Origin of the sequence: Solibacillus sp. FSL R7-0668 (genome assembly GCF_038006205.1) — a bacterium.
Classification (GTDB): domain Bacteria; phylum Bacillota; class Bacilli; order Bacillales_A; family Planococcaceae; genus Solibacillus.
On sequence record NZ_JBBOUU010000001.1, the window covers coordinates 2,571,317 to 2,594,461 of the forward strand.

Genomic DNA, 23,145 nt, shown 5'->3' on the forward strand with positions numbered 1-23,145 from the left:
TCCTTTTAAGAAAGCGTCATTTTATTGACAATCTGATCACTATGATATGCGATATAACCATCAATCGTTTTTAACGTTTCTTCAATATTTCCTTGTGTTAAAATTGTTGCCTTTTTTGAAGTGACTAATGTGATGAAATCGACACGTAATGCATGTTCAACCGATGCATAGGCATAATCGTATATCACATCTTCGTCCTCTACCTCAAGTTCCTCATAACGCTTATGAAAATCAGCCGTGTAAGCATCCATATTTTGAGCAACATTATCGCGGACACGCATTTGCTGTGCCATTAATTCATTTTCTAAAAAGCTCACTTTTGGCACTTGACCTTGCCCATATGTATCACGAACAATCGTTTCCCATGCCATCTTATTTTCAACGTAGTATGCCATATTTAGCATTAAACGATCATAAAATTCGATTGTTGATTTGGCAGATTCTCTTTTTTGATTTACATTATCTTGAATAATATTTTGAAACTTCGTAACATCTACATTTTTCGTAAGTAAAAAAAAGGTTTGTTCGATAAATTTATTCAGCTGTTTTTGTAATGGTTCTGTCGTCATAATCCGTTCACTTCCTTGTCTATTTACGCTTATTTTCACTGTCTATCGTACCATTCCTTCCCTAAGAAAGCACGTACTTTAGAACAGCAAAACCTATAGATGCCCTGTATTTTTAATGAACATAGAAAATGCCACCCGCTATTTTAACGGGTGGCATCTGTTCGTTAGATTATAGTGCTTTTGCTTTTGCTACTACATTTTCAACTGAGAAGCCGTACTCTTTTAAGACAACTTTTTCAGGAGCTGAAGCACCGAATTGATCGATTGCTAATACGTCGCCTTCGAAGCCAACATATTTATGCCAGCCGAATGATGCACCCATTTCGATCGCTAAACGTTTTGTTACAGCTTTCGGTAATACAGATTCTTTGTATTCTTTTGATTGCTGTTCGAAACGATCCATTGATGGCATTGATACTACAGAGGCATCGATGCCATCTGCTAATAGCGCTTTTTTTGCTTCAATTGCTAATGATACTTCAGAACCTGTTGCAATTAAAATCATATCTGGTGTTGCTTTCGTAGCTGGAGAAACCACATAAGCCCCTTTTTCTACACCTGTATAAACGGTTTCAATCGAAGCGTCTAATACTGGTAAGTTTTGACGAGACAATACTAAAACAGTTGGTGTTGAAGTACTTTCTAGCGCTAACTTCCAAGCAGCTACGGATTCGTTTGCATCTGCCGGACGAATAACAGATAAGTTTGGCATAGCACGTAATGACGCTAAATGCTCGATTGGTTCATGTGTTGGACCATCTTCACCAACAGCGATTGAATCATGCGTGAATACGTATGTTACCGGTAAGCCCATTAATGCAGATAAACGAATAGCTGGACGAACATAGTCAGAGAATACGAAGAACGTACCACCAAATACATTTAAGCCGCCATGTAATGCCATACCGTTCATCGCTGCACCCATTGCGAATTCACGTACACCAAACCAAATATTACGGCCTTCTGGAGTTTCTGCGAAGAAGTCACCAGCACCTTTGATTGTTGTTTTGTTTGAGCCTGCTAAGTCAGCGGAACCACCGAAGAATGATGGCGTTGTTTTTGCAATGGCATTGATCGCATCACCTGAAGAAGAACGTGTTGCAACGGATTTACCTGCTTCATACACTGGTAATTGGGATGCAAAGTTTTCTGGTAAATTGTTGTCCATAGCGTTAACAAACTGCGCTGCTAATTCAGGGTATTCATTTTTGTAGCCTGCAAATAATTCATTCCAAGCGTTTTCAGCTTGTGTACCTTGTACGTCTGCTGCCGCTTTAAACGTTTCGTAAACCTCTGCTGGAACGTGGAATGCTTCGTGTTCCCAAGCATATGCTGCTTTAGTTAATACCACTTCATCTGTACCAAGCGGCGCACCATGAGAATCTGATTTACCTGATTTGTTTGGAGAACCAAAGCCAATTACTGTTTTTACTTCAATAATCGTTGGGCCACCTGTATTTTGTTTCGCTGTTTCGATTGCTGTATTAATTGCCGCTACATCTGTACCATCTTGAACTTTTAAATAGTTCCAACCGTAAGATTCGAAACGTTTTTGGATGTTTTCAGAGAATGACTTTTCTAAATCACCATCAAGTGAAATGTCATTTGAATCATATAACACAATTAACTTATCTAATTGTAAGTGACCTGCAAGAGAAATAGCTTCTGCTGCAACGCCTTCCATTAAATCGCCGTCGCCACATAAAGCAAATGTATAGTGGTCTACTACATCATAGCCAGGTTTATTGTAAGTAGCTGCTAAATGACGCTCAGCCATTGCCATCCCTACAGTCATCGCAATACCTTGACCAAGTGGACCTGTTGTTGCTTCAACGCCTACTGTATGACCATATTCTGGGTGACCTGGTGTTTTTGAACCCCATTGACGGAAGTTTTTCAGTTCTTCCATTTCTAATCCGTAGCCACCTAAATGAAGTAGGCTATATAAAAGCATAGAGCCGTGCCCCGCTGATAATACGAAACGGTCGCGGTTATACCAATTTGGATTTTGTGGGTTATGACGTAATTGCTTTGTCCATAATGTGTAAGCCATTGGAGCTGCACCCATTGGTAAACCAGGGTGACCAGAATTTGCTTTCTCGATTGCGTCAATTGATAATGTACGGATTGCGTTAATTGCTAACTGATCCATTTGTTGTGTCATTATGTGACATCCTTTCTCGTACTTAATTTATACATTGTCTAGTTTAGACAAAATCACCAAAGAAAACAATGGGTATTCACAACGTTTCTGAGAATATGTCATACTTAATGATAAATGTGACATATTATTAAGTGAAATCCACCGAGCCTTAGCCTGTTACTGCAGAAGTATAGGACTTCTACGGTATCAAATTAATTTAAGAAGCCTTTTTGAGATTTCAATTGCTTTAATTTTTCTGGTGTTACGTCATTACCTTCTTCATCTACTACTTTTACATGTTCAATTGTGTCACGCATCGTCGAACGGAATACATCTAAATATTCTTTACGTAAAGCTGTACGCTCTTTCGCTAATTCCTCCGTTAATTTTCCTTCTTTTGCTAGCTTCGAAAGCTCATTAATACGAGCGATTTTTTCTTTTGATAACATACATTCTCACCTTTCTAATATCCAATACTACAAAGGTATAAAAAAACAACCTGGAGAGCAAGTGTTTACTCTTCAAGTTGCTCCATATATTCCATATAGCGGCGGTGAACGGTAGCTTTACTAATCGGGATGCCTAGACCTTTTAAAGTCGTGGCAATTTCAGCAAATGTCAATCCCTTTTGACGTAATTTGACGATTTCTTCAATTGACACTTCTATACGTTCACGCCCCTCTGCATTCCCGCGATTTTTAAAATTATTTTGTGGCATATAGCCATTTTCAACAGCACGGCGCATACCACGTCGTATTTTGGCATTATGCATACGGCGCTGATATTCTTCAACAATTGCCAATATTTCAAGCAACATTGTGTCCATTTCATTTAATGCGATTGGGCCCGCATCATTTAATGTATAAACAGTGGCTTCATATTTTTGAATTAAATGGAGTACGGCCATTCGGGCATTACCTCGTCCTAAGCGCGTTTCATCTTGCACAAATAGGGCTTTTACTTGCTGCTCTTTCATAAAATCGAGCATATCTAATAATCCATCTCGATCTACTTCATACCCACTATGCTGATCTTTGTATACATAAAGCTCTGAATAGCCCAATGATTTCGCATAGCTTGTTAGCTCTTCTTGCTGGCGAACTAACGAGGTTTCTTGCGTGTCTTTTTCAGTACTAACACGGCAATATAATACTGCTTTACTTTGATTCATGATTTCTCGCTACCTTAACTGTCTTATCTCCTGATGATTCTTCGTCATTTAAGTTGGCAATATAGTTGGAATCCTGCTCTACAGGGACCATCAGTACTTGACCATATACTACCTTTTCATCTTGTAAGCCATTTTCCTTTTTTACAAAGTGAATCCAATCGTTCTTTGCCATTTTACCACGATATGTTTCTGCTAACGACCATAAAGTATCCCCCTGTGCAATGGTCACCTGTTCGTATTGTTCGATTTTTTCATCTTCAACGATAAAGAATGTAAACATAATAATAGAAAATGCCAGTACCATTGTTGTGAAACTGTTTAATTTGATTTTTTTCATCGTAAAAACCCCTTTAAAGAATGTATGTTCGGAATGTTTGTTCTCATAATAATACGAACATACGTTTTTGTCAACACCTTTTTCGAACCTATGTTTGCTTTTATTTATACATACTGATATACTGTAGTTAAGAAAATCGTATTATAAAGAGGTGAGTTCGTTGACACAAAAAATTTCTAAAAGGCAGCAAGCAATTTTAAATTTTATTAAAGATGAAGTACGTGCCAAAGGTTATCCACCATCCGTTCGCGAAATTGGAGAAGCGGTTGGTTTAGCTTCTAGTTCGACTGTTCACGGGCATTTAGCGCGTTTAGAAAGTAAAGGGCTTATCCGTCGCGACCCTACAAAGCCACGTGCAATTGAAGTATTAGATCAAGAAGCATTAACAATTCCGAAATCCGGTGTAATTCAAGTTCCTTTAATTGGAAAAGTTACTGCTGGATTGCCAATTTCAGCCATCGAGGACATTCAAGAATATTTCCCATTACCTGATACGTATGGCGCTTCTGAGGATGAATTATTTATGCTTGAGATTATGGGTGAATCGATGATTGAAGCAGGGATTCTAAATGGAGACTATGTAATCGTCAAAAAAACAGCGACAGCCAACAATGGGGAAATTGTTGTGGCCATGACTACGGAAGATGAAGCGACTGTCAAACGCTTCTACAAAGAAAAAACACATTTCCGTCTACAGCCCGAAAACAGTTCAATGGACCCTATTCTTGTGAATCAAGTTACTATTTTAGGTAAAGTAGTAGGATTGTATCGTAATATTCATTAAATAAAAAATCCTCCGCCAACTGACATGACTGAAGTGACCCCTAAAAGTTAGACACGGTTATTTCACTTAGGCAGCTTGGGTAAAATGAGTTCGGTATTGCACCGGACTCATTTTTAATTTTGCCTTCATGCGTTTCGTGTTGTAATAGTGTATATAGTTTTCAAGTTCCTTTTTAAAATGCTCGACGCTTTCAAATTCCTTTAAGTAAAGGAATTCAGACTTCATGATGCCAAAGAAATTCTCCATCACCGAATTGTCATAACAGTTCCCTTTACGTGACATGCTTTGCACAATGCCTCTCGATTGGAGCGCATGGCGATATTGTTTCATTTGATAATGCCAACCTTGATCGGAATGCATCAGTAGCTGGTGTTCCGCTGGTAATCGCTCTAACGCCTTCTCCAACATCTCAGAAACCAACGAATAGGTTGGTCTTGAGCCGATTGTATACGTGATAATTTCGCCATTAAATAAGTCTAAAACAGGCGATAAATAGAGCTTTTCGCCAAATAATTTAAACTCCGTAATATCTGTTACCCACTTCTCATTTGGGGCTTCAGCTGTAAAGTTGCGATCTAAAATATTTGGCGCAATTTTACCGACTGTCCCTTTATAAGACTTATATTTTTTCATACGCACTACGCACTTTAAACCAAGTTCTTTCATGATGCGTTGAACCTTTTTATGATTCACTTTTTGTCCACGATTCGCGAGCTCATCGCGAATACGACGATAGCCATAACGACCTTCGTGTTCCTCATAAATCGATTGAATATCATCTTTTAGTTTGGCATCTGGATCCGGTCGATGCATCTTCTTGACGTAATGATAGTATGTGCTACGTGGAATGCCTGCGAACTTCACAAGCGCCTTCACCGGGTATTTATGCCTTAATTCATAGATGACCTTTACTTTGTCTTCTTTGGTGATTTTTCCTTGGCTTGAACTAAGGCGTTCAACTTTTTTAAATACTCGTTTTCCATACGTAGCCGATTGATTTCTGCTTGAAGTGCTTCTGGTGAGCCTTCTACTGGTGTTTGTTTTAGTTGTGTATTTGTTTCTTTTTTCATGGATGGACGCCCCTTTTTCTTTGATTGAAGGGCATCGAATCCTTTTGTTTCAAACTGTTTTTGCCACTGTAGAATAGTGGATGGAGCTGCTATGCCAAAGATAGCTGCTGTTTCATTTAAGGACGTACCGTTTTCAATCATGAAGTTTAGTACGTCTAGTTTAAACTGTGCTGAATAATTTGTATATCGTTTTACAAATGCTTCTGCACCATTATGTTCGTATTGTTTCTTCCAAACCCGAATATTTTTTTCATCAGCCCCGATTGATTGAGCAATTGTTTTGAAGCTTTCATTGCCGTTCATATACCTTAGAACAGCTTGTAGTTTTTCTTCAGCTGTAAATTTAGCCATAAAAAATGCACCTCCAAATGTTAGATGTGTCTAACATTTGGGGTGCAGTTCACCAACTGACATGACGGAAGGATTTTTTTAATTCTTATAGTGAATTGCTGCATCTATAAAACTAGTAAATATTTTTTTAGAGGGGGCATCATTTTGTAGCCCTTCTGGATGCCACTGCACACCGATAAAATAGGGATGTTCTTGGTGTTCAATTCCTTCAATTACCCCATCCTTTGCCCGCGCATTCATTATAAAGCCTGGAGCAACTGCATCAACGGCCTGATGATGGAAAGAATTCGTTAAAATGGATTGTTCCCCAAGTATTTGTTGTAACTTTGACGGAAGTAGCTCAACGGTATGTGTTAGCTCATGACGCATTGACGCTTGAGTATGCTTAAGCACATTTTTTACTTGTGTATCAATATCTTGGTATAAAGTTCCACCAAATGCTACATTCATCACCTGTTCTCCTCGGCAAATTCCTAAAAGAGGCATATTGCGTTCAAAGGCTTTTTTAGCAATTAATAGATCACTTTGATCCCGTTCATCTATCACAGTTCCCAGTTTATAATGGGGCTCCTGACCAAAAATAAGTGGATTGACATCATATCCTCCAATTAATAATACTGCGCTTACACTACTTAGTATGGCATCAACCGTTCCTTCATCCACATACGGCAAACAAATAGGAATACCCCCAGCATGTTTGATCGCCTGAAGATACGTATTATTTATTTCCATTTTCCCTTCAACAGGGTGCATCGTTAAACCGATAATTGGTTTCATTATTCTCCTCCAGCAACACTCGTTTTACATGCCTCTACAAAGCTTTTAAACAACCGTTGTGCATGCATATTTCCAAGTGGCGCCAACTCTTCTGGATGCCATTGTACGGAAATACAATACGGATGATCCTCATGCTCCATCGCCTCAATTACGCCATCCTTCGCAACACCTGATAAAACAAGCCCTTCTCCAAGTTTACCAACCGCTTGATGATGATAGGTATTGACACGAAACTGATTTTCTTCAAAAATAGCTTTCATTTTTGGTGTAAGCACTTCCACATAATGTGCCAATGCACCGCGCTTCGATTGCTGTTTATGCCCAATTGCATCTTCTACTTGTGTTGGAATGTCTTGAATAATCGTACCGCCAAAAAAGACATTCATAATTTGCATGCCTCGGCAAACCCCTAAAATCGGCATATCACGCTCAAATGCCCGCTTCATAAACAACAAATCACTATCATCACGCTTCCGTACAACGCGCCCAATATTTTGATGAGGTTCCTCGCCAAATAAATCAGGGTCAATATCTTCCCCACCTATTAAAATAATGCCGTCCACTCTATCTAATAGTGCATCCACATGGTCTTCTGTCGCATTAGGCAAACAAATTGGAATTCCTCCTGCAATTTCCACGGAATCTAAATAAGCATTATTAATATCCAATTTTTTATCAATATCATACATCGTTAAGCCAATAACTGGTTTCATCTCTCTATCCCCTTAAAATGCAATAATGATTCAAACTATTCAAATTATACTATTATACAGCTGTAAAATACTAGCATCTAGTTAATATGTATATAAAAACAAAAAATCACCCACAACATTGTCAATGGGTGATTTTGTTCATTAGTTTTTAGCTAATATATCCATGAAATACGATTGAATTTCTCGCCAATTGTATACGCGCTTAAAGCGATCCTCTGACGCGTTATAAGGCATTGAATAAAGTAAACCCGTACCACGAAAGGCTGCTAATTGACGCGGACTATCATCAATTAAATAGTCCGTATGTATAACGGCCTTATTGCCACAAAAGACGATGTTTTGCGTTTTTAAAAACGGCAAATGCTCCATTAGCCATTCATATTTCGCATTAAAAGAGCCCGGTACATCCATTGCAGCCGTCGCAATATAAATTTCAAAATGTTCTTGTAGCTCTTTTATCACCTCAACACAATCTGGATCTAGTACGGCTAAATCACGGAAATAGTCTGGCTCATTTAATAATGCAAATAGCTTCTTCGCCTCTTCTCGTGGTAAATCACGCTGTGTTGTCAGTAAAAATTCGCCATTTGAAAAATTTGTCCCGAAATTTTTATTATAAGTGTCGCATAATTTCGTATAAAAATCCGCTAACACCTGATCCATATCAATTGCAATACTCGGTTTCATTTTATGCCTCCTCAATGATTTCCTCTTATTAGTTTATACAGGGTATTCTCTAAAAAACAAGCGTTAGCCTTAGCAGCGTACATATTTACGTTTGAAGCCGATTCGTCCCTTTTCAATTTGCTTTTCAATTTCTAATGCTGCATGTAAAATGCCAGGTTTCTTTCCTTCACGTTGCATTTCAACCGGACCAATTTCATGTGCGATTTTTAAGGCTTCTTCATGTAATGGCTGAAAGGAAACCCCCACCGTCATGACAAAATTATTCATCGATGCTTGTGCTCGCGGTGGCGCTAGGTGTATCTCTTTCTTCACTTGCTCGAGCATGCCTTGAATTTTCTGAACATCAAAATAATCATCTTTGCGATTTCCTAATAGCCAGCAATAGCAACTCCAACCCGCGGACATTTTCAATTCCTCACCACTGGCAATCCATTTATCACTTACTCGCTGAGCAATATCCGATTCCGCCAATGTTACCGCCACGACGTAATCTGAAATCATATAAAAATAAGCACCGTCAATCCAGCGATCATAATCCTCCTCGGTCATCGCCTTTGCATCTGCAATTACCCCCGCAAAATACATGGCATCATAATTGCCCGTTGCATATAATTTTTCCGCTAATGGTTGGTCAATTTTAATTTGCTTTCGATAAGGCTTCATCGATCCTGTTGTTACACCAAAAACAGGCTCCACCGCTCCATTACCCATATAAATCTTTTTCGTACGCTCTTTCCCAAGTGCCTCTAATTCTTGCATCATCGTTTGAAATTCCATCAATAATCCACCATCTTTCTTCCCTATCCAAAAGAGTTCACCTTGTTCTATTACAATAATCGATTTTCTTCATTCTGTCATTTTCAATTCGTTTACAAAGGATAAACAGCTAAGAATTTCTCATACTAACTTTATTATTAAGATAGGATGTGATCTATTTGGTAAAATCAAAATTCGCAAAGCTTGAGCCTGCGCAAATTGAAGAATTAATCAAACTTGAAGAAAAACTAGAGGTAACTTTACTCGCTTATGACCATTTCGTCACGGAAGAGCAATCACAAGAAAGCAATAATACAAATACAATTAATCCGTCGTAAGATTTCCTTTTTTGCCAATAATGTAATCGTAATATACCTTTTTTTATACAGAAAACGCATCTGCCAGCGTTTTCTGTATAACCTTGAAAAGTCTTATTGTAGCTAGATTTATCGTTATCATTTAAATTCGATACCAAGCTCCTCTTTAAACTATTTACTTTCAACGCGATTTAAATCAAGCTCGGATATTTTTGATTTTATAATAACCTTTTGCGCTTCTAAATACAGTTCTTTATTACTATTACTACTACAAGCTGATAGTATAAGCACTAACATAACTATAATTATTGCTCTTACTTATTTTTCAGTTAACATCCCCAGTATCTTAGTGTAATATATACTCCACCAATATATTACACTATGTTAAAAAGCTAATCTTTCCCAATGAAGTTATTTCCTAGAGCTTAGAACATAATGATTTAACAAGCTTTTGTAGTCACAAAAATTCAATACAAAATCTTTGTACATCATAAATATATGATGTATATTATAAAAATAGTTTACTAATAAACATTTACAATTGAAGGTATTATTTACAAGTAAACAAATTACGAGGAGATGAAATTGATGATGTTAATGGAAGGTAAAGCTGGTTTAGTATCAGCAGCAGGATCAGGCATTGGACGCGCGAGTGCCCTAGCATTAGCGAAAGCTGGCGCAAAAGTAATGGTTTCAGACGTAAATGAAGAAGCAGGTCTAGAAACCGTTAAATTAATTGAAGAAATCGGTGGCGTAGCAAAGTTCTTCAAATGCAATGTTATGAATGAAGACGAAGTAATTGCATTAGTTGATGAAACGGTAAAAGCTTTCGGTAAATTAGATTTTGCCCACAATAATGCAGGCGTAAACTTACAGCGCACTAAAATTGGAGAAGCGGATTCAGATGCATGGGATAAAACAATCCGTATCACATTATATGGTACATTTTATAGCATGAAGCACCAAGTAAATGCGATGTTGAAAAATGGTGGTGGCTCAATCGTCAACACTGCTTCGGGTGCTGGAATCGAAGGCGCTGTAAATATGGCTGCTTATGTAGCTTCTAAACATGCTGTAGTGGGAATTACAAAAACGACTGCATTAGAATATGGTAAAGATAAAATCCGTGTTAACGCAATTGCTCCAGGTTCTACGGTTACACCAGCAATCGAACGCTGGGCAGAAACTTCACCAGAGCAATATAACGCCGTATTAAAAGCGATGCCTTCAGGTGAAATGACAAGAGCTGAAGACCAAGCGAATGCTGTATTATTCTTATGCTCAGATTTATCAAAACAAATCAACGGTGTAACACTACCTGTTGATGGTGGCTATACAGCAGGTAAATTACCACTATAAGCTTTTTTCACGTTTAAATTAAAGGCATCATAAAAGCTTTGAAAAATACATGGAGAAATTGAGGCAGTAAAAAGTTAAAAAAAGCGTTGGAGCTAGTCACCCCAACGCTTTATCAATTAATACATCTTCATATATTGGTCGCGTTCCCACTGGTGGACAGTTGAACGGTACATCTCGAACTCGATTTCTTTTGCTTCTTTAAAGTTCGCATAAATATGGCTACCTAAAGCGCGTTGAACAACTTCATCTTTCGCAAGTAGACCCAGTGCATCGTCTAATGCTGCTGGTAAGTTGTCGATACCATTTGCTTTACGCTCTTCTTCGCTCATTACATAGATGTTACGGTTGATTGCTGGAGGTGGTGTCAATGCTTGACGAATTCCCTCTAAGCCAGCCTCTAAAATAACAGCCATCGCTAAGTAAGGGTTAGCAGATGGGTCCACAGAACGCACTTCTACACGAGTTGATACACCGCGAGAAGATGGGATACGGATTAGTGGTGAACGGTTTTGTGCTGACCATGCTACGTAACATGGTGCTTCATAACCTGGTACTAAACGTTTGTATGAGTTAACAGTTGGGTTTGTAATTGCTGTAAAGCCTTGTACATGCTTTAACACACCCGCCATGAATTGCATCGCTGTATCGGATAAGCCAATTTCTGCTGATTCATCGTAGAAAGCATTTTCTTTCCCTTTGAATAACGATACGTTAAAGTGCATGCCTGAACCCGCTTCACCGAATAATGGTTTTGGCATAAATGTTGCATGTAGGCCATGTTTACGAGCAATTGTTTTTACTACTAATTTAAACGTTTGGATGTTGTCACAAGCTTTGATTGCATCCGCATATTTAAAGTCGATTTCGTGTTGACCTGGTGCTACCTCATGGTGTGAAGCTTCGATTTCAAAGCCCATTTCCTCCAGTTCTAACACGATATCACGACGACAGTTTTCCCCTAAGTCTGTCGGTGCTAAGTCGAAGTAACCACCGTTATCATTTACTTCTAACGTAGGCTCCCCTTTTGCATCTAATTTGAATAAGAAGAATTCTGGCTCAGGCCCTAAGTTAAAGTTCGTGAAGCCCATTTCTTCCATTTCTTTTAATACGCGTTTTAAGTTATTACGTGGGTCACCTGCGAATGGTGTACCGTTTGGATTATAAATATCACAGATAAAACGTGCTACTTTCCCTTTTTCTGCTGTCCATGGGAATACCATAAACGAATCATAATCAGGATATAAGTACATGTCTGATTCTTCAATACGTACGAAGCCTTCAATAGAAGAACCGTCAAACATCATTTTATTGTCTAATGCTTTATCTAATTGGCTTACTGGAATTTCTACGTTTTTAATCGTCCCTAAAATGTCTGTGAACTGTAAACGAATAAATTTTACTTCTTCTTCTTGTACGAGACGTTTAATATCGTCTTTTGTGTATTTACCCACTAAATTCCACACTCCTACTATTGTTCAGTACTCAATATATTGCATTTTTTAATCTTATATAATTCACACGTTATTGGTAAAAACGTGATAAATCCCCTTGTCGAATGGATGTTTTTTGCATGCGCTGTGCTTGACGCATTTCTTCACGCAAAATTTTACGTAATTCTGTATCCGAAATTTCTTTAGTTGCCTGCTGTAATGCTGGGTCATTTTTCATCGCGAATACTTTTTTAATGCCTGCCATATTGACACCTTGCTCTAACATATCTTTGATTTCCAATAATAGATCGATATCATTCAGTGAGAACATGCGTCGATTTCCTTCAGTACGGTGTGGCTGAATTAAATCATGTTCTTCGTAATAACGAATTTGGCGCGCAGTTAAATCAGTTAACTGCATAACGATACTAATCGATAATAGTGGCATGGAACGTCGAATTTCGCTACTCATTTAATCCACCTCCCTTGCACTTATCATAATCCTTTGTGACATCCCTTGTCAATCTAATGTCAGAAAAACTAACACAAGATGTATAAACTAGTAAATCTGGTTCTGAAAGTAGAGAATTATCTAAAAATCCATCAAAAAAAGTCGTCCGAAGATCGAACGACTGAAGAAATTATTTCAACTTCTGTACCGCCACACAAATGGCATACTTGACATGCTCGTACGTTAAACCACCCTGTACGAATGCTGTATATGGCGGACGGATCGGACCATCTGCCGTCAGTTCAATGCTTGAGCCTTGAACAAATGTACCTGCTGCCATAATAACATCATCCTCATAGCCTGGCATATAAGCTGGCTCTGGGGCAAAGTGTGCGTTAATTGGCGAAGCGGCTTGAATTTCACGACAAAACGCAATCATTTGCTCTGCCGTTTGGAATGAAACGGATTGAATTAAATCCGTGCGTGTATCCGTATAATGCGGCGCTGTTGTCATCCCGATTTCTTCAAGCATCGCGGAAGTGAAGATTGCACCCTTTAAGCTTTGCGCAACAGTATGTGGGGCCATAAAGAAGCCTTGGTAAAAGTCTGCTAATGTATTTAAGGATGCCCCTGCCTCAGCACCAATACCAGGAGAGGTCATGCGGTAGGCACATTTTTCTACTAAATCGGCACGTCCCGCAATATAGCCACCAATTTTTGCAAAGCCACCACCAGGGTTTTTAATTAAAGAACCAGCCATTAAATCGACACCGACTTCTGTTGGCTCTAATTCTTCTACAAATTCCCCGTAGCAGTTATCTACAAAAATGACAGCCTGTGGTGCGATTTCTCGAATTTTTTTCACCATGTCTGCAATGGCTGCAATCGTAAATGAAGGGCGTGTTGCATAGCCTTTCGAACGCTGAATCGCAATCATTTTTGTCTTTTCTGTTACTTGTGCTTGGACACCTTCCCAGTCGATGTCTTGATTATCAATTAAATCAACATGACTATACCCAATTTTATAGTCCTTTAAAGAACCGGTATCTTTTTCTCCGCCGTCCACGATTGATTGCAATGTATCATATGGTTTTCCAGTAATGTATAAAAGCTCATCACCCGGACGTAGCACACCGAATAAGCTTAATGTAATCGCATGGGTACCTGAAATAATTTGCTGACGGACAATCGCTGCCTCTGCACCAAAAACTTCTGCATACACGCGCTCTAAATTGTCACGCCCTTCATCGTCATAGCCATAGCCTGTTGAAGGATGTAAATGAAAATCACTTACTTGATGGTTGCGAAATGCGGCTAGTACTTTTTGTTGGTTATAAAAGGCGCGCGCATCTACCGCCGTATGATAGGGACGAACTTTTTCTTCGATACGCGTTGCAAGTGCCATCGTTTCGTTCGTTAAAATTGATTGAAATGCCATTTTTTAAAACTCCATTCTATGTTCAAACTCTTCCTATTATACCTCATAATTTTTCTTTTTGACGAATGATTGAAAAACTGCTATTCTCATGGTCTAGTAACTTTAAGGAGGAAGTCAGTTGGCTTGGGATGTGTTTAGTGTGATTGGCACAATTGCCTTTGCTATTTCCGGCGCGATTGTCGCAATGGAAGAAGAATATGATTTATTTGGTGTGTATATTTTAGGAATTGTAACCGCTTTCGGTGGGGGTGCCATTCGAAACCTGCTCATCGGCTTGCCGGTCTCTACATTATGGAGCCAGGAAATGATGTTTCAAATTGCATTAGCAGCCATTACGATATTCTTTTTAATGCCACATCATTTAATTAAGCATTGGAATCGTTGGGGCAACTTTACGGATGCCATTGGATTATCAGCCTTTGCAATCCAGGGGGCTATGCATGCGGTTCATTTAGATCTACCACTTTCTGCAATCATTGTCGCTGCGGTATTAACAGGTGCTGGCGGTGGCATTGTGCGTGATTTACTTGCAGGAAGACGCCCGATTGTTTTACGTCATGAAATATACGGTGTATGGGCAGCATGTGCTGGTCTGTTGATTGGTCTTGAATTTTTTAGTGGTGATTTCTTTTTATACGGCTTATTTATCATCATTACGATTTTACGGATTTTCTCCTATACACGTAGCTGGAGCTTACCGATACGCAAGCTACACTTTTCAAAACAATAATAAAAGCACAATCACTCAAAACCGAGCGATTGTGCTTTTTTGAATTCATTATTTAAATTCTAATTCGCCATCATATGCCAGCATACCACCTTCAAGGTTCGTCACATCGAAACCTTGAGCAGCTAAGTAATCGCAAGCACTTGCACTACGACCACCAGCTTTACATACGACAATGTATGGCTTTGAAGCATCTAATTCACTTGTACGCTCTGGAATCGATCCAAGTGGAATATGTACAGCACCCGGAATCATTCCTTCCTCTACTTCAAAATTTTCGCGCACGTCAATTACATTTAAATCTTCATTGGCGTCTAGTAAATTAATTATCTCTTCTGTTGTCATTGTTTTCATGATAGTTCCTCCAATACGATCTTGCTTCTACGTTATTATAAACAATCCCACTGCAATGTGCTATTCAATTCTATTAAGGCATACTTGCGCTCACACTTTTTTCTTGATTTCTCGAAAAACGGCGCGAAAAAATTGCCAGCCTTTGTAAGGGATATGCTAGATTCGGCTAGGGGTTGAATCCCATCTTAATAAGAATTGCATACTTGGCATTCATCCCCAGTAGAATGGTTTCTCTGACGCAAGCTCTATTTCTTGAATTTATTATTCCTCTTCTGTTAAGGCTATATTTTTTGAAGGCACGAATGTTGAAATAGCATGCTTATAAATCAGCTGCTGCTTACCGTCTGTTTCTAATAGTACAGTAAAATTATCATAGGATTTTACGAGGCCCTTTAACTGAAAGCCGTTTAATAAAAATACAGTAACGAAAATATTATTTTTACGCATATTGTTTAAAAAGGTATCTTGTAAATTGATTGATTTTGTCATCGTATTTGTCTCCTCATCCATAAAATATATGCAATATCTAACTATTCGTTATTCGGAGAGATTATCCCTTTAATTTAATGATAATTTATAAGAAAGTTTTAATTTTAGCCCAATCATTTCCGATCCATTCGATTTCCATTTTATTGCGGAAATACGTTAATTGGCGCTTTGCATAACGGCGTGAGTTTTGTTTCACTTGCTCAATTGCTTCATCTAATGTGATTAAACCATCAAAATACGCGTAAAATTCTTTATAGCCAATTGCTTTAATCGCTTGTACATCGCGGATTCCTGCATCATAAAGCACGCGAACTTCCTCTAGCAAACCCGATTCCATCATTAAATCGACACGCAAATTGATGCGCTCATACAATTTTTCTCGCTCCATATCCATACCGATTATTAAATGGTTGTAAAGTGCGACATCTCCGCGATTGAACTGCTCCTCCGCACGCGAAACCCCTGCAAGCTCTGCCATTTCTAACGCACGAATGACTCGGCGCGTATTGTTCGGATGAATTTCCGCCGCGGCAGCTGGGTCGATTTGTGTCAACTTTTCATGCATGGCTTCAGGACCAAGCAGTTCAAGCTCTTTATAATACGCTTCACGCGCTTCTTCATTTACTTCTTGCTTCGTAAATTGGAAGTCGTATAAAACGGATTGTACGTAAAGCCCAGTCCCCCCCACTAAAATCGGCATTTTCCCACGCGATTGAATTTCCTCAATTTTTTCACGGACCAATGTTTGATACTCTGCTACCGAAAAGCCTTCTGTCGGTTCTTTAATATCAAGCAGATGATGCGGCACACCGTCCATTTCTTCTGCCGTAATTTTTGCTGTCCCAATATCCATATGACGATAGATTTGCATCGAATCGCCGTTAATAATTTCCCCGTCAATCTCTTTCGCTAAACGGATACTTAATGCTGTTTTGCCTGATGCAGTTGGGCCAATAATGGCCACGACATCGATTGTTTTACTCATGCTCTAACCACCGTAATATACTTTCATACACTTTTTCTTTGCCGATTTCATTTAATAGCTCATGGCGCATGCCCTCAAACAGTTGCACCTTTACATGTTCAACACCGGCATCGGCTAACTGCTGACCCGCCTTTAATACACCTTTTGCCTGTTTTTCACCAACTGGGTCATGCGTTCCACTAACAAGTAAAATTTTTAAATCTGGGCGAATGTGAGCATTGAGCGCAGGTACATCCAGCTTTGCAAGCGCACCTGTTAAGTCGGCATACAATTGATTCGTCGATACAAAGCCACAATATGGATCGTTAATATATTTTTGCACCTCTGCCTCGTCCCTCGTCAGCCAGTCAAATGGCGTTTTAGGATTTGGTACTTGGGCATTAAAGCTACCAAAGCTTAATTGATCCATTATTTTACTTGGTTCTGCTGGCCCATTTAAATGCACGAGTTGACTTGCCAGCATATGGCCGGCTTTATGCATCAATTTCGGTGAACCTGTTCCACTTAAAATAAGGCGCTCTATATGCTCACTATACTGTTGGATGAAACGACGCGCGATAAAGGAGCCCATACTATGTCCGAATAGAATCGGCTTGCCTAATTGCGGTAAAGTAAGCTGCTGTAAAATTTCCCTTACATCTTCTACCACTCGTTCAAAGCCATTTTCCAAATCAAAATAACCAAGTGTACCATTATTCTCCGCAGTGTAGCCATGACCACGATGATCATGTGTTGTCACATAATAACCTTGCGCACACAGCACTTCTGCAAAAGCCTCATAGCGCTCACTATGCTCCGCCATGCCATGTAATAAATGAATATGCTTTGTCGGTTGTTGCGGTTTAAATGTTCGTACAAAAATATCGTAGCCATCTGACATTGTTAAATAATATGTGTTTTTTTCCATACCTTCACCTCATCAATTTTTTTGTTTCAAGTTACATCACGCGTTTGAACATTTTTTCTACTTCATAAGTTGTAAAATGAATGAGTACCGGACGCCCATGCGGACAAGTGAATGGATTGTCTGCTTTGCGTAAGTCTTCAATTAACCGTTCCATTTGCTGCTTATCTAAATAATGATTAGCCTTAATCGATTTTTTACAGCTCATCATAATTGCGGCATCCTCACGTAATTTCTTTATATCCGCTTTACTTGCATTCAACACTTGCTCAATTAGCTCTTCAATAATTGCTTGTTCTTCACCTTTTGGGAACCACGTCGGATGTTCACGTACAACAAACGACGAATGACCAAATTCCTCAATAAACACGCCGACAGCTTCCAGTTCTTGTTTTGATTCCTTTAAACGCAGGGCTTCATCGGCTGAATAGTGAAATGTAAGTGGCATTAACAGCCCTTGACGTTCGTTCGCATTCACTTCGCCTACTTTATCTCGGAAAAATTCATATTTAATACGTTCCTGTGCAGCATGCTGGTCGATTAAGTAAAAGCCGTCCTCCATTTGTGCAACGATATACGTACCATGAATTTGCCCAACGATTTCAACTTGTGGGAAATGTTGCTTGTGCTTTTCCGGTGCAAGTTGTGTGTTCAAATTTTGTTTGGTAGCTGGTTCCGTATTCAATGGCTCGTTCGGTTCATCGAAAGAGGATTCTGTTAAGGGCTCTTGCACATTTTGCACAGGTACTGATGGTGTGCTTGTTGGCATAGGTGCATACGGCTCCTTAATCACAGTAGGCTCTGACGATAAGCGTTCAACGATTGAACTCATTTTCGTTGCATCGAAGGACGGCTCTGCTGTCTTTTGTGGATTCCAAATATCCAGCTGTTCACTTGATACACGTACCGGCTTTTCCTTTTTCTCTGCAAGCGGAATACGAATGACCTCCCGAATTGCCGCGCGAATCGTATCTTCAATCAGCTTTAACAATTCCGGCTCTTTACTTAAGCGCACTTGATGCTTGGCGGGGTGCACATTGACATCGGTTAGCTGTGGATCCCCCTCTACATACAGCAATACAATCGGAAAACGTTCAATTGGTAAATACGTATGATAGGCATCGGTAATCGCTTTTTGAATGACAAAATGCTTCACCCAACGCCCATTGACAAAGAGGGACATATAGTTTTTTGAGGCACGCGTTACTTCAGGTAAGCTTGCAAAACCGTGAATTTTATAGTCCTTATTGCTTCCTTCAAAGGCCAGCATTTTTTTGGCATTGTGCACGCCATAAATTGCTGCTAACACTTGCTGTACTTGTCCACGACCATTCGTTTGCAGCAAGGTTTGTCCGTTATGCACAAGCTTGATCGCTACTTCTGGATAGCCAAGCGCAATACGGTTCACAAAATCAATCGTATGTCCCAACTCGGTTTGAATCGTTTTCAAATATTTTAATCGTGCAGGCGTATTGTAAAATAATTGCGCAACCGTAATATCCGTTCCTCGTCGAAGTGCAGTTGGCTGATGTTCTTTTAAATGCCCACCCTCTAAATAGAGATGCACGCCGCCTTCTCCATCCGACGTTCTTAACGTCAGCTTTGAAACGGAGGCAATCGATGCTAATGCCTCACCACGGAAGCCTAATGTCCGAATCCTGAATAAATCCTGTTCTTTTTCAATTTTAGATGTCGCATGACGAGAAAAGGACAGGAGCGCATCCTCCTCATCCATCCCACTACCATTATCGACTACTTGAATCGAGCTAAGACCCGCTTCTTCAAGAAAAATTTCAAGGGATGTACTGCCTGCATCTATTGCATTTTCTACAAGCTCTTTGACAACAGATGATGGACGCTCTACTACCTCACCGGCTGCAATTTTATTCGACAGCCATTCATCCATAATTTGAATTTTCCCCATGCGAATCCCCTCCTTAGTGATTGCCTACTAATTTTTGCTGCAATTCATATAGTAACGTCATTGCCTGCATCGGTGTTGTCCCCATCACATTTAATTTTGTTAGTGTATCGAGTACCTGTTGCTGCTCAGGTGACAAGACAGGCTCATCACTAATGCTAAACAATGATAATTGCAATTCATCCTCTGCTACTTTTGGTGATGCTGTTGCAATTGGCTCAGATTGCTTGGGTTCCACTGCTTGTACAGCTGATGCTGGCTTTTCCGTATTTCCTGCTTCAAATTGCGCTAACAACACACGCGCACGTTGTAAAATAGCTTGTGGCATTTCTGCAAGCTCTGCAACATGAACACCGTAGCTTTTATCTGCCGCGCCTTTTTTCACCTTGTGTAAAAATACGACACGTCCATCCTGCTCCGTTGCACTCACATGGACATTTTGGAGTCGAGCCAATTCTTGCTCTAAATCGGTTAGTTCATGGTAATGCGTTGAGAATAGCGTATTTGCCCCGATTTCATTGTGAATGTATTCCATCATCGCCTGCGCTAAGCTCATCCCATCATAGGTTGACGTCCCGCGCCCAATCTCATCAAATAACAGTAAGCTCTTTTTCGTTGCGTGAGTGATGGCATGCTGTGACTCCAGCATTTCAACCATAAATGTCGATTGTCCAGCTGCTAAATCATCCGCAGCACCGATTCGTGTAAAAATTTGGTCTGTAATCGGTAGCTCTGCCTCGGCAGCTGGTACATAACAGCCCATTTGTGCGAGCACGACAATTAATGCTACCTGGCGCATATATGTACTTTTCCCAGACATGTTCGGACCGGTAATAAGCATCATATTTTTGTCATCCGTTAAAATACAGTCATTCGGTACATAGCTTTGTTTATTGAGCATTTTTTCTACGACTGGGTGACGCCCCTCTACAATCTTTAATGCTCGCCCTTCATGGAATACTGGCTTCGTAAAACGGTATTTATCGGTAACCGTTGCAAAGCTCATGAGCACATCCAATTCACTAATAGAGGCCGCTAGCTTTTGCACGCGTGGAATATACGTTTTTAATTGATCACGTAAGGCAACGAATAAATCATATTCTAATGCTAAGCTTTGTTCTTCTGCATTTAAAATAAGCGCTTCTTTTTCTTTTAATTCCTCTGTAATAAAGCGTTCGGCATTCGCTAATGTTTGCTTGCGTTCAAAGCGTGCTAAGTCAGTATTGCCCAAGTGTGATTTCGTAATTTCAATATAATAGCCAAACACGCGATTATAACCGATTTTCAAATTCTTAATGCCTGTTAATTCACGTTCTTTTTGTTCAAGCTGCGCAATCCAGTCCTTCCCATTACGCGAGGCATCCCGGTATTCATCCAATTGTGCATTGTAGCCATCGCGAATGACATCGCCTTCTTTGATAGAAATGGGTGGATGATCGGTAATGGCATGTGCCAACAATTGCTCGATATCGGCACATACATCTAATTGTTGCCCGAGTGTTGCTACTTGTTCACGTCCACTGTCCATTAACTTTTGCTGAATATGCGGTACTTGGCGCAGTGATTCCCGAAGCTGTGCTAAGTCACGGCCACCTACTGAACCGAATGCGACACGACCAGCTAAACGCTCCAAATCATAGACATTTTTTAGTAATTCATTTAATTCTTGACGTAAGAAAAATTCTTCCAATAATTCAGTCACAACGGTTTGACGCGCTTCAATCGCTTTTTTGTTAGCAAGTGGCTGATGCATCCATTGTTTAAGCTTACGTCCTCCCATTGCAGTAACTGTTTCATCTAAAAGCCATAGCAAGGTTCCTTTTGAATCGCCACCGCGAATGGATTGAATTAATTCTAAATTACGCTTCGAGTTCGTATCAATGCGCAAATAGCTGTCTGCTTCTATATAGGTAAACGCTTGAATATGGGAAAGTGAACGCATTTGTGTGCGCTCAACATATTGTAATAAACGCTTGGCAACTCCCTGCAACTTGCCTGGTAATGCGGCTACATAGTTGTCCGCGCGTAAGCTGTCCATTTCTTCTTTTTCAAGTGATAATACGATGCCGCTTGTTTCCGCGTAATCCGCTAATAATAGCTTCAATTGGTCCGTAACAATTACTTCCTTAATGGCATATGCCTGAAGCTGCTGAACCAATTCCTTTGCGCTACCTTCGATAATGGACGTATTGGCTTCACCTGTCGAAACATCTAAATAGGCAAATGCTAATTCATTTTCCGAAAGTTCCTCCGCTGCTGCAATGAAGTGGTTGGATTTCCCGTCAAGTGCTTTTCCTTCCATGATCGTTCCAGGTGTAATGACTTGTACAACTTCACGTTTCACAACACCTTTTGCATTTTTTGGGTCTTCGGTTTGTTCACATACCGCTACTTTATAGCCCTTTGCTACAAGCGTTTCGATATAGCCCTGTGCAGCATGATGCGGTACACCACACATTGGTATCGGGTTGTCTGTGTTCCCTGCTCGCGCGGTTAATGTAATCTCTAATAGCTGTGATGCTTGAATGGCATCATCAAAAAACAGCTCATAAAAATCGCCTAAACGATAAAATAAAAACGCGTCTTGATAGTCTTGTTTGACGAGCAAATATTGCTGCATCATTGGCGTATATGTAGTCATTAATTATTCCCTCATTTACTAAACTTGTACTCTGTATTATACCACTTGCTTCGGGAATTTCCTTATGCTCGCTTTTGGAAATATCGAACAAATAAAAAAAAGCGCTCAAGCACGGAACTGTACTTGAGCAAAATCATTATGAAAATGATGAGGAATCAAATTCGGCATGATCGGAGCTTGATGACGATGAAGATGAGGATGAAGAGCTCGATGCACTTGGAGAATGATGTGAACTTTCATCAAATGACCACTCCTCCTCATAATCAGTTGGATGTACATTAATGACAACCGTTGTTTCTCCGATAATTTCAACTAAGAATTCTCGTTCAATCGTTACTTGAATTTTATCTCCTGATTTTGTAATGATGGCTTCGATACAGTTTGGTTGTTGAATGACACGCACTTTCACATCGTTAGAATCAATTACTTCTCCATCTCGGAAAGATAACTTTATTCGATCTTTATAAGCAATCGTTTCCGTATGAACGGCAGTTTTTGAATGATTACTATACGCGTACCAAACATTCACATCAAATTTCCCTGTTACTTCAACAAATTTACCATTGCGCTTTGCTTGATATTGATGGTTAATAACCCAACATCCTAAAATACTTGTCGGCGCATTTGGTGGACATAGTAATTCTTTGCTTTCGGTACGCTTTTTCCCTTTCGCTACCACTGCTTTTGTTACAATTTGACGCAAACGCTTCACGAAAACTTCTCTCCTTTCTTAACTATTGCTAATGTATGCGATAAGTGCCTAAAGGGTGA

The 23,145-nt window shown here is 39.6% G+C and carries 24 protein-coding genes and 1 pseudogene; 4 read left to right on the forward strand and 21 right to left on the reverse strand.

Annotated elements, in window-relative coordinates; translation table 11 throughout:
- Positions 1 to 5: 5 nt before the first annotated feature.
- The 5 genes from MKX47_RS12885 to yneA all read right to left on the reverse strand — a co-directional run bounded on the left by MKX47_RS12885 (position 6) and on the right by yneA (position 4,220).
- Entirely contained in the window at positions 6 to 569 is a 564-nt protein-coding gene (locus MKX47_RS12885) for a DNA helicase (RefSeq protein ID WP_340774814.1), read from the reverse strand.
- Positions 570 to 738: 169 nt separating this feature from the next.
- Positions 739 to 2,733 carry a transketolase gene (gene tkt / locus MKX47_RS12890; RefSeq protein WP_340774816.1) on the reverse strand — a complete coding sequence of 665 codons (1,995 nt, stop codon included), beginning with the start codon at positions 2,731 to 2,733 and terminating at the stop codon, positions 739 to 741.
- A 191-nt stretch (positions 2,734 to 2,924) separates the two neighbouring features.
- The gene (locus MKX47_RS12895) at positions 2,925 to 3,161 is read right to left on the reverse strand and encodes a DUF896 domain-containing protein (RefSeq protein ID WP_340774819.1); all 237 of its coding nucleotides are present in this window, start codon (positions 3,159 to 3,161) and stop codon (positions 2,925 to 2,927) included.
- A gap of 65 nt (positions 3,162 to 3,226) precedes the next feature.
- A complete protein-coding gene (locus MKX47_RS12900; RefSeq protein ID WP_340774821.1) occupies positions 3,227 to 3,883 on the reverse strand; it encodes a YneB family resolvase-like protein in 657 nt (218 codons plus the stop codon).
- On the reverse strand, positions 3,870 to 4,220 hold the full coding sequence (gene yneA / locus MKX47_RS12905; RefSeq protein ID WP_340774824.1) for a cell division suppressor protein YneA: 351 nt from the start codon (positions 4,218 to 4,220) through the stop codon (positions 3,870 to 3,872). Before yneA ends, MKX47_RS12900 begins: the two co-directional genes overlap by 14 nt.
- A gap of 160 nt (positions 4,221 to 4,380) precedes the next feature.
- Here yneA and lexA point away from each other — a divergent pair, with 160 nt between their 5' ends.
- Entirely contained in the window at positions 4,381 to 5,004 is a 624-nt protein-coding gene (gene lexA / locus MKX47_RS12910) for a transcriptional repressor LexA (protein WP_340774826.1), read from the forward strand.
- 66 nt (positions 5,005 to 5,070) lie between these two features.
- On the opposite strand, the gene MKX47_RS12915 is transcribed toward lexA, so the two are convergent.
- The 6 genes and pseudogenes from MKX47_RS12915 to MKX47_RS12940 all read right to left on the reverse strand — a co-directional run bounded on the left by MKX47_RS12915 (position 5,071) and on the right by MKX47_RS12940 (position 9,379).
- Positions 5,071 to 6,114: an IS3 family transposase gene (locus tag MKX47_RS12915; RefSeq protein WP_340777817.1), complete on the reverse strand. Its 1,044-nt coding sequence runs from the start codon at positions 6,112 to 6,114 to the stop codon at positions 5,071 to 5,073.
- Positions 6,030 to 6,425, reverse strand: a pseudogene (locus MKX47_RS12920) (transposase); the annotation flags it as partial. The gene MKX47_RS12915 and the pseudogene MKX47_RS12920, both read right to left, overlap by 85 nt.
- A gap of 78 nt (positions 6,426 to 6,503) precedes the next feature.
- Positions 6,504 to 7,202, reverse strand: a complete 699-nt coding sequence (locus MKX47_RS12925; protein WP_340774828.1) for a gamma-glutamyl-gamma-aminobutyrate hydrolase family protein — start codon at positions 7,200 to 7,202, stop codon at positions 6,504 to 6,506.
- A complete protein-coding gene (locus MKX47_RS12930; RefSeq protein WP_340774831.1) occupies positions 7,202 to 7,915 on the reverse strand; it encodes a gamma-glutamyl-gamma-aminobutyrate hydrolase family protein in 714 nt (237 codons plus the stop codon). The genes MKX47_RS12925 and MKX47_RS12930 overlap by 1 nt, the downstream gene beginning before the upstream one ends.
- 141 nt (positions 7,916 to 8,056) lie before the next feature.
- Positions 8,057 to 8,602 (reverse strand): 5' nucleotidase, NT5C type, encoded by a 546-nt coding sequence (locus tag MKX47_RS12935; protein ID WP_340774833.1) that lies wholly within the window; start codon positions 8,600 to 8,602, stop codon positions 8,057 to 8,059.
- A 69-nt stretch (positions 8,603 to 8,671) separates the two neighbouring features.
- Complete coding sequence (locus tag MKX47_RS12940; protein WP_340774835.1) at positions 8,672 to 9,379, reverse strand: DNA alkylation repair protein; 708 nt, start codon at positions 9,377 to 9,379, stop codon at positions 8,672 to 8,674.
- Between the two features lie 158 nt (positions 9,380 to 9,537).
- Here MKX47_RS12940 and MKX47_RS12945 point away from each other — a divergent pair, with 158 nt between their 5' ends.
- Positions 9,538 to 9,696, forward strand: coding sequence for a hypothetical protein (locus MKX47_RS12945; protein ID WP_340774838.1), 159 nt, complete (start codon positions 9,538 to 9,540; stop codon positions 9,694 to 9,696).
- Between the two features lie 567 nt (positions 9,697 to 10,263).
- Positions 10,264 to 11,034 carry a glucose 1-dehydrogenase gene (locus MKX47_RS12950; protein ID WP_340774839.1) on the forward strand — a complete coding sequence of 257 codons (771 nt, stop codon included), beginning with the start codon at positions 10,264 to 10,266 and terminating at the stop codon, positions 11,032 to 11,034.
- Positions 11,035 to 11,150: 116 nt separating this feature from the next.
- Here MKX47_RS12950 and glnA read toward each other — a convergent pair whose 3' ends face one another.
- The 3 genes from glnA to MKX47_RS12965 all read right to left on the reverse strand — a co-directional run bounded on the left by glnA (position 11,151) and on the right by MKX47_RS12965 (position 14,353).
- Positions 11,151 to 12,485: a type I glutamate--ammonia ligase gene (gene glnA, locus MKX47_RS12955; protein ID WP_340774840.1), complete on the reverse strand. Its 1,335-nt coding sequence runs from the start codon at positions 12,483 to 12,485 to the stop codon at positions 11,151 to 11,153.
- 70 nt (positions 12,486 to 12,555) lie between these two features.
- A complete protein-coding gene (locus tag MKX47_RS12960; protein WP_340774841.1) occupies positions 12,556 to 12,936 on the reverse strand; it encodes a MerR family transcriptional regulator in 381 nt (126 codons plus the stop codon).
- 169 nt (positions 12,937 to 13,105) lie between these two features.
- The gene (locus MKX47_RS12965) at positions 13,106 to 14,353 is read right to left on the reverse strand and encodes a methionine gamma-lyase family protein (RefSeq protein WP_340774843.1); all 1,248 of its coding nucleotides are present in this window, start codon (positions 14,351 to 14,353) and stop codon (positions 13,106 to 13,108) included.
- Between the two features lie 118 nt (positions 14,354 to 14,471).
- Here MKX47_RS12965 and MKX47_RS12970 point away from each other — a divergent pair, with 118 nt between their 5' ends.
- Positions 14,472 to 15,083: a trimeric intracellular cation channel family protein gene (locus tag MKX47_RS12970; RefSeq protein WP_340774844.1), complete on the forward strand. Its 612-nt coding sequence runs from the start codon at positions 14,472 to 14,474 to the stop codon at positions 15,081 to 15,083.
- 48 nt (positions 15,084 to 15,131) lie between these two features.
- Here MKX47_RS12970 and MKX47_RS12975 read toward each other — a convergent pair whose 3' ends face one another.
- The 7 genes from MKX47_RS12975 to cotE all read right to left on the reverse strand — a co-directional run bounded on the left by MKX47_RS12975 (position 15,132) and on the right by cotE (position 23,086).
- Entirely contained in the window at positions 15,132 to 15,434 is a 303-nt protein-coding gene (locus MKX47_RS12975; RefSeq protein ID WP_340774847.1) for a rhodanese-like domain-containing protein, read from the reverse strand.
- Positions 15,435 to 15,695: 261 nt separating this feature from the next.
- Positions 15,696 to 15,923 carry an RNA chaperone Hfq gene (gene hfq / locus MKX47_RS12980; RefSeq protein WP_340774849.1) on the reverse strand — a complete coding sequence of 76 codons (228 nt, stop codon included), beginning with the start codon at positions 15,921 to 15,923 and terminating at the stop codon, positions 15,696 to 15,698.
- 85 nt (positions 15,924 to 16,008) lie between these two features.
- Positions 16,009 to 16,908 (reverse strand): tRNA (adenosine(37)-N6)-dimethylallyltransferase MiaA, encoded by a 900-nt coding sequence (miaA, locus tag MKX47_RS12985; protein ID WP_340774851.1) that lies wholly within the window; start codon positions 16,906 to 16,908, stop codon positions 16,009 to 16,011.
- A complete protein-coding gene (locus MKX47_RS12990) occupies positions 16,901 to 17,815 on the reverse strand; it encodes an alpha/beta hydrolase (RefSeq protein WP_340774853.1) in 915 nt (304 codons plus the stop codon). The genes miaA and MKX47_RS12990 overlap by 8 nt, the downstream gene beginning before the upstream one ends.
- 31 nt (positions 17,816 to 17,846) lie before the next feature.
- Complete coding sequence (gene mutL / locus MKX47_RS12995) at positions 17,847 to 19,736, reverse strand: DNA mismatch repair endonuclease MutL (RefSeq protein ID WP_340774856.1); 1,890 nt, start codon at positions 19,734 to 19,736, stop codon at positions 17,847 to 17,849.
- A 13-nt stretch (positions 19,737 to 19,749) separates the two neighbouring features.
- Positions 19,750 to 22,374 (reverse strand): DNA mismatch repair protein MutS, encoded by a 2,625-nt coding sequence (mutS, locus tag MKX47_RS13000; protein ID WP_340774858.1) that lies wholly within the window; start codon positions 22,372 to 22,374, stop codon positions 19,750 to 19,752.
- Positions 22,375 to 22,510: 136 nt separating this feature from the next.
- Positions 22,511 to 23,086 (reverse strand): outer spore coat protein CotE, encoded by a 576-nt coding sequence (cotE, locus tag MKX47_RS13005; protein ID WP_340774862.1) that lies wholly within the window; start codon positions 23,084 to 23,086, stop codon positions 22,511 to 22,513.
- Between the last annotated feature and the right edge of the window lie 59 nt (positions 23,087 to 23,145).

Bases quoted from the DNA above. Each gene is read 5' to 3' on its own strand.
- MKX47_RS12940 (WP_340774835.1), bottom strand. From the start codon at position 9,379: ATGGAATTTCAAACGATGATGCAAGAATTAGAGGCACTTGGGAAAGAG.
- MKX47_RS12895 (WP_340774819.1), bottom strand. From the start codon at position 3,161: ATGTTATCAAAAGAAAAAATCGCTCGTATTAATGAGCTTTCGAAGCTA.
- MKX47_RS12925 (WP_340774828.1), bottom strand. From the start codon at position 7,202: ATGAAACCAATTATCGGTTTAACGATGCACCCTGTTGAAGGGAAAATG.
- MKX47_RS12930 (WP_340774831.1), bottom strand. From the start codon at position 7,915: ATGAAACCAGTTATTGGCTTAACGATGTATGATATTGATAAAAAATTG.
- MKX47_RS12900 (WP_340774821.1), bottom strand. From the start codon at position 3,883: ATGAATCAAAGTAAAGCAGTATTATATTGCCGTGTTAGTACTGAAAAA.
- mutL (WP_340774856.1), bottom strand. From the start codon at position 19,736: ATGGGGAAAATTCAAATTATGGATGAATGGCTGTCGAATAAAATTGCA.
- MKX47_RS12885 (WP_340774814.1), bottom strand. From the start codon at position 569: ATGACGACAGAACCATTACAAAAACAGCTGAATAAATTTATCGAACAA.
- mutS (WP_340774858.1), bottom strand. From the start codon at position 22,374: ATGACTACATATACGCCAATGATGCAGCAATATTTGCTCGTCAAACAA.
- MKX47_RS12965 (WP_340774843.1), bottom strand. From the start codon at position 14,353: ATGGCATTTCAATCAATTTTAACGAACGAAACGATGGCACTTGCAACG.
- MKX47_RS12975 (WP_340774847.1), bottom strand. From the start codon at position 15,434: ATGAAAACAATGACAACAGAAGAGATAATTAATTTACTAGACGCCAAT.
- MKX47_RS12990 (WP_340774853.1), bottom strand. From the start codon at position 17,815: ATGGAAAAAAACACATATTATTTAACAATGTCAGATGGCTACGATATT.
- MKX47_RS12960 (WP_340774841.1), bottom strand. From the start codon at position 12,936: ATGAGTAGCGAAATTCGACGTTCCATGCCACTATTATCGATTAGTATC.
- yneA (WP_340774824.1), bottom strand. From the start codon at position 4,220: ATGAAAAAAATCAAATTAAACAGTTTCACAACAATGGTACTGGCATTT.
- miaA (WP_340774851.1), bottom strand. From the start codon at position 16,908: ATGAGTAAAACAATCGATGTCGTGGCCATTATTGGCCCAACTGCATCA.
- hfq (WP_340774849.1), bottom strand. From the start codon at position 15,923: ATGACAAAATCAATCAATTTACAAGATACCTTTTTAAACAATATGCGT.
- MKX47_RS12950 (WP_340774839.1), top strand. From the start codon at position 10,264: ATGATGTTAATGGAAGGTAAAGCTGGTTTAGTATCAGCAGCAGGATCA.
- tkt (WP_340774816.1), bottom strand. From the start codon at position 2,733: ATGACACAACAAATGGATCAGTTAGCAATTAACGCAATCCGTACATTA.
- MKX47_RS12935 (WP_340774833.1), bottom strand. From the start codon at position 8,602: ATGAAACCGAGTATTGCAATTGATATGGATCAGGTGTTAGCGGATTTT.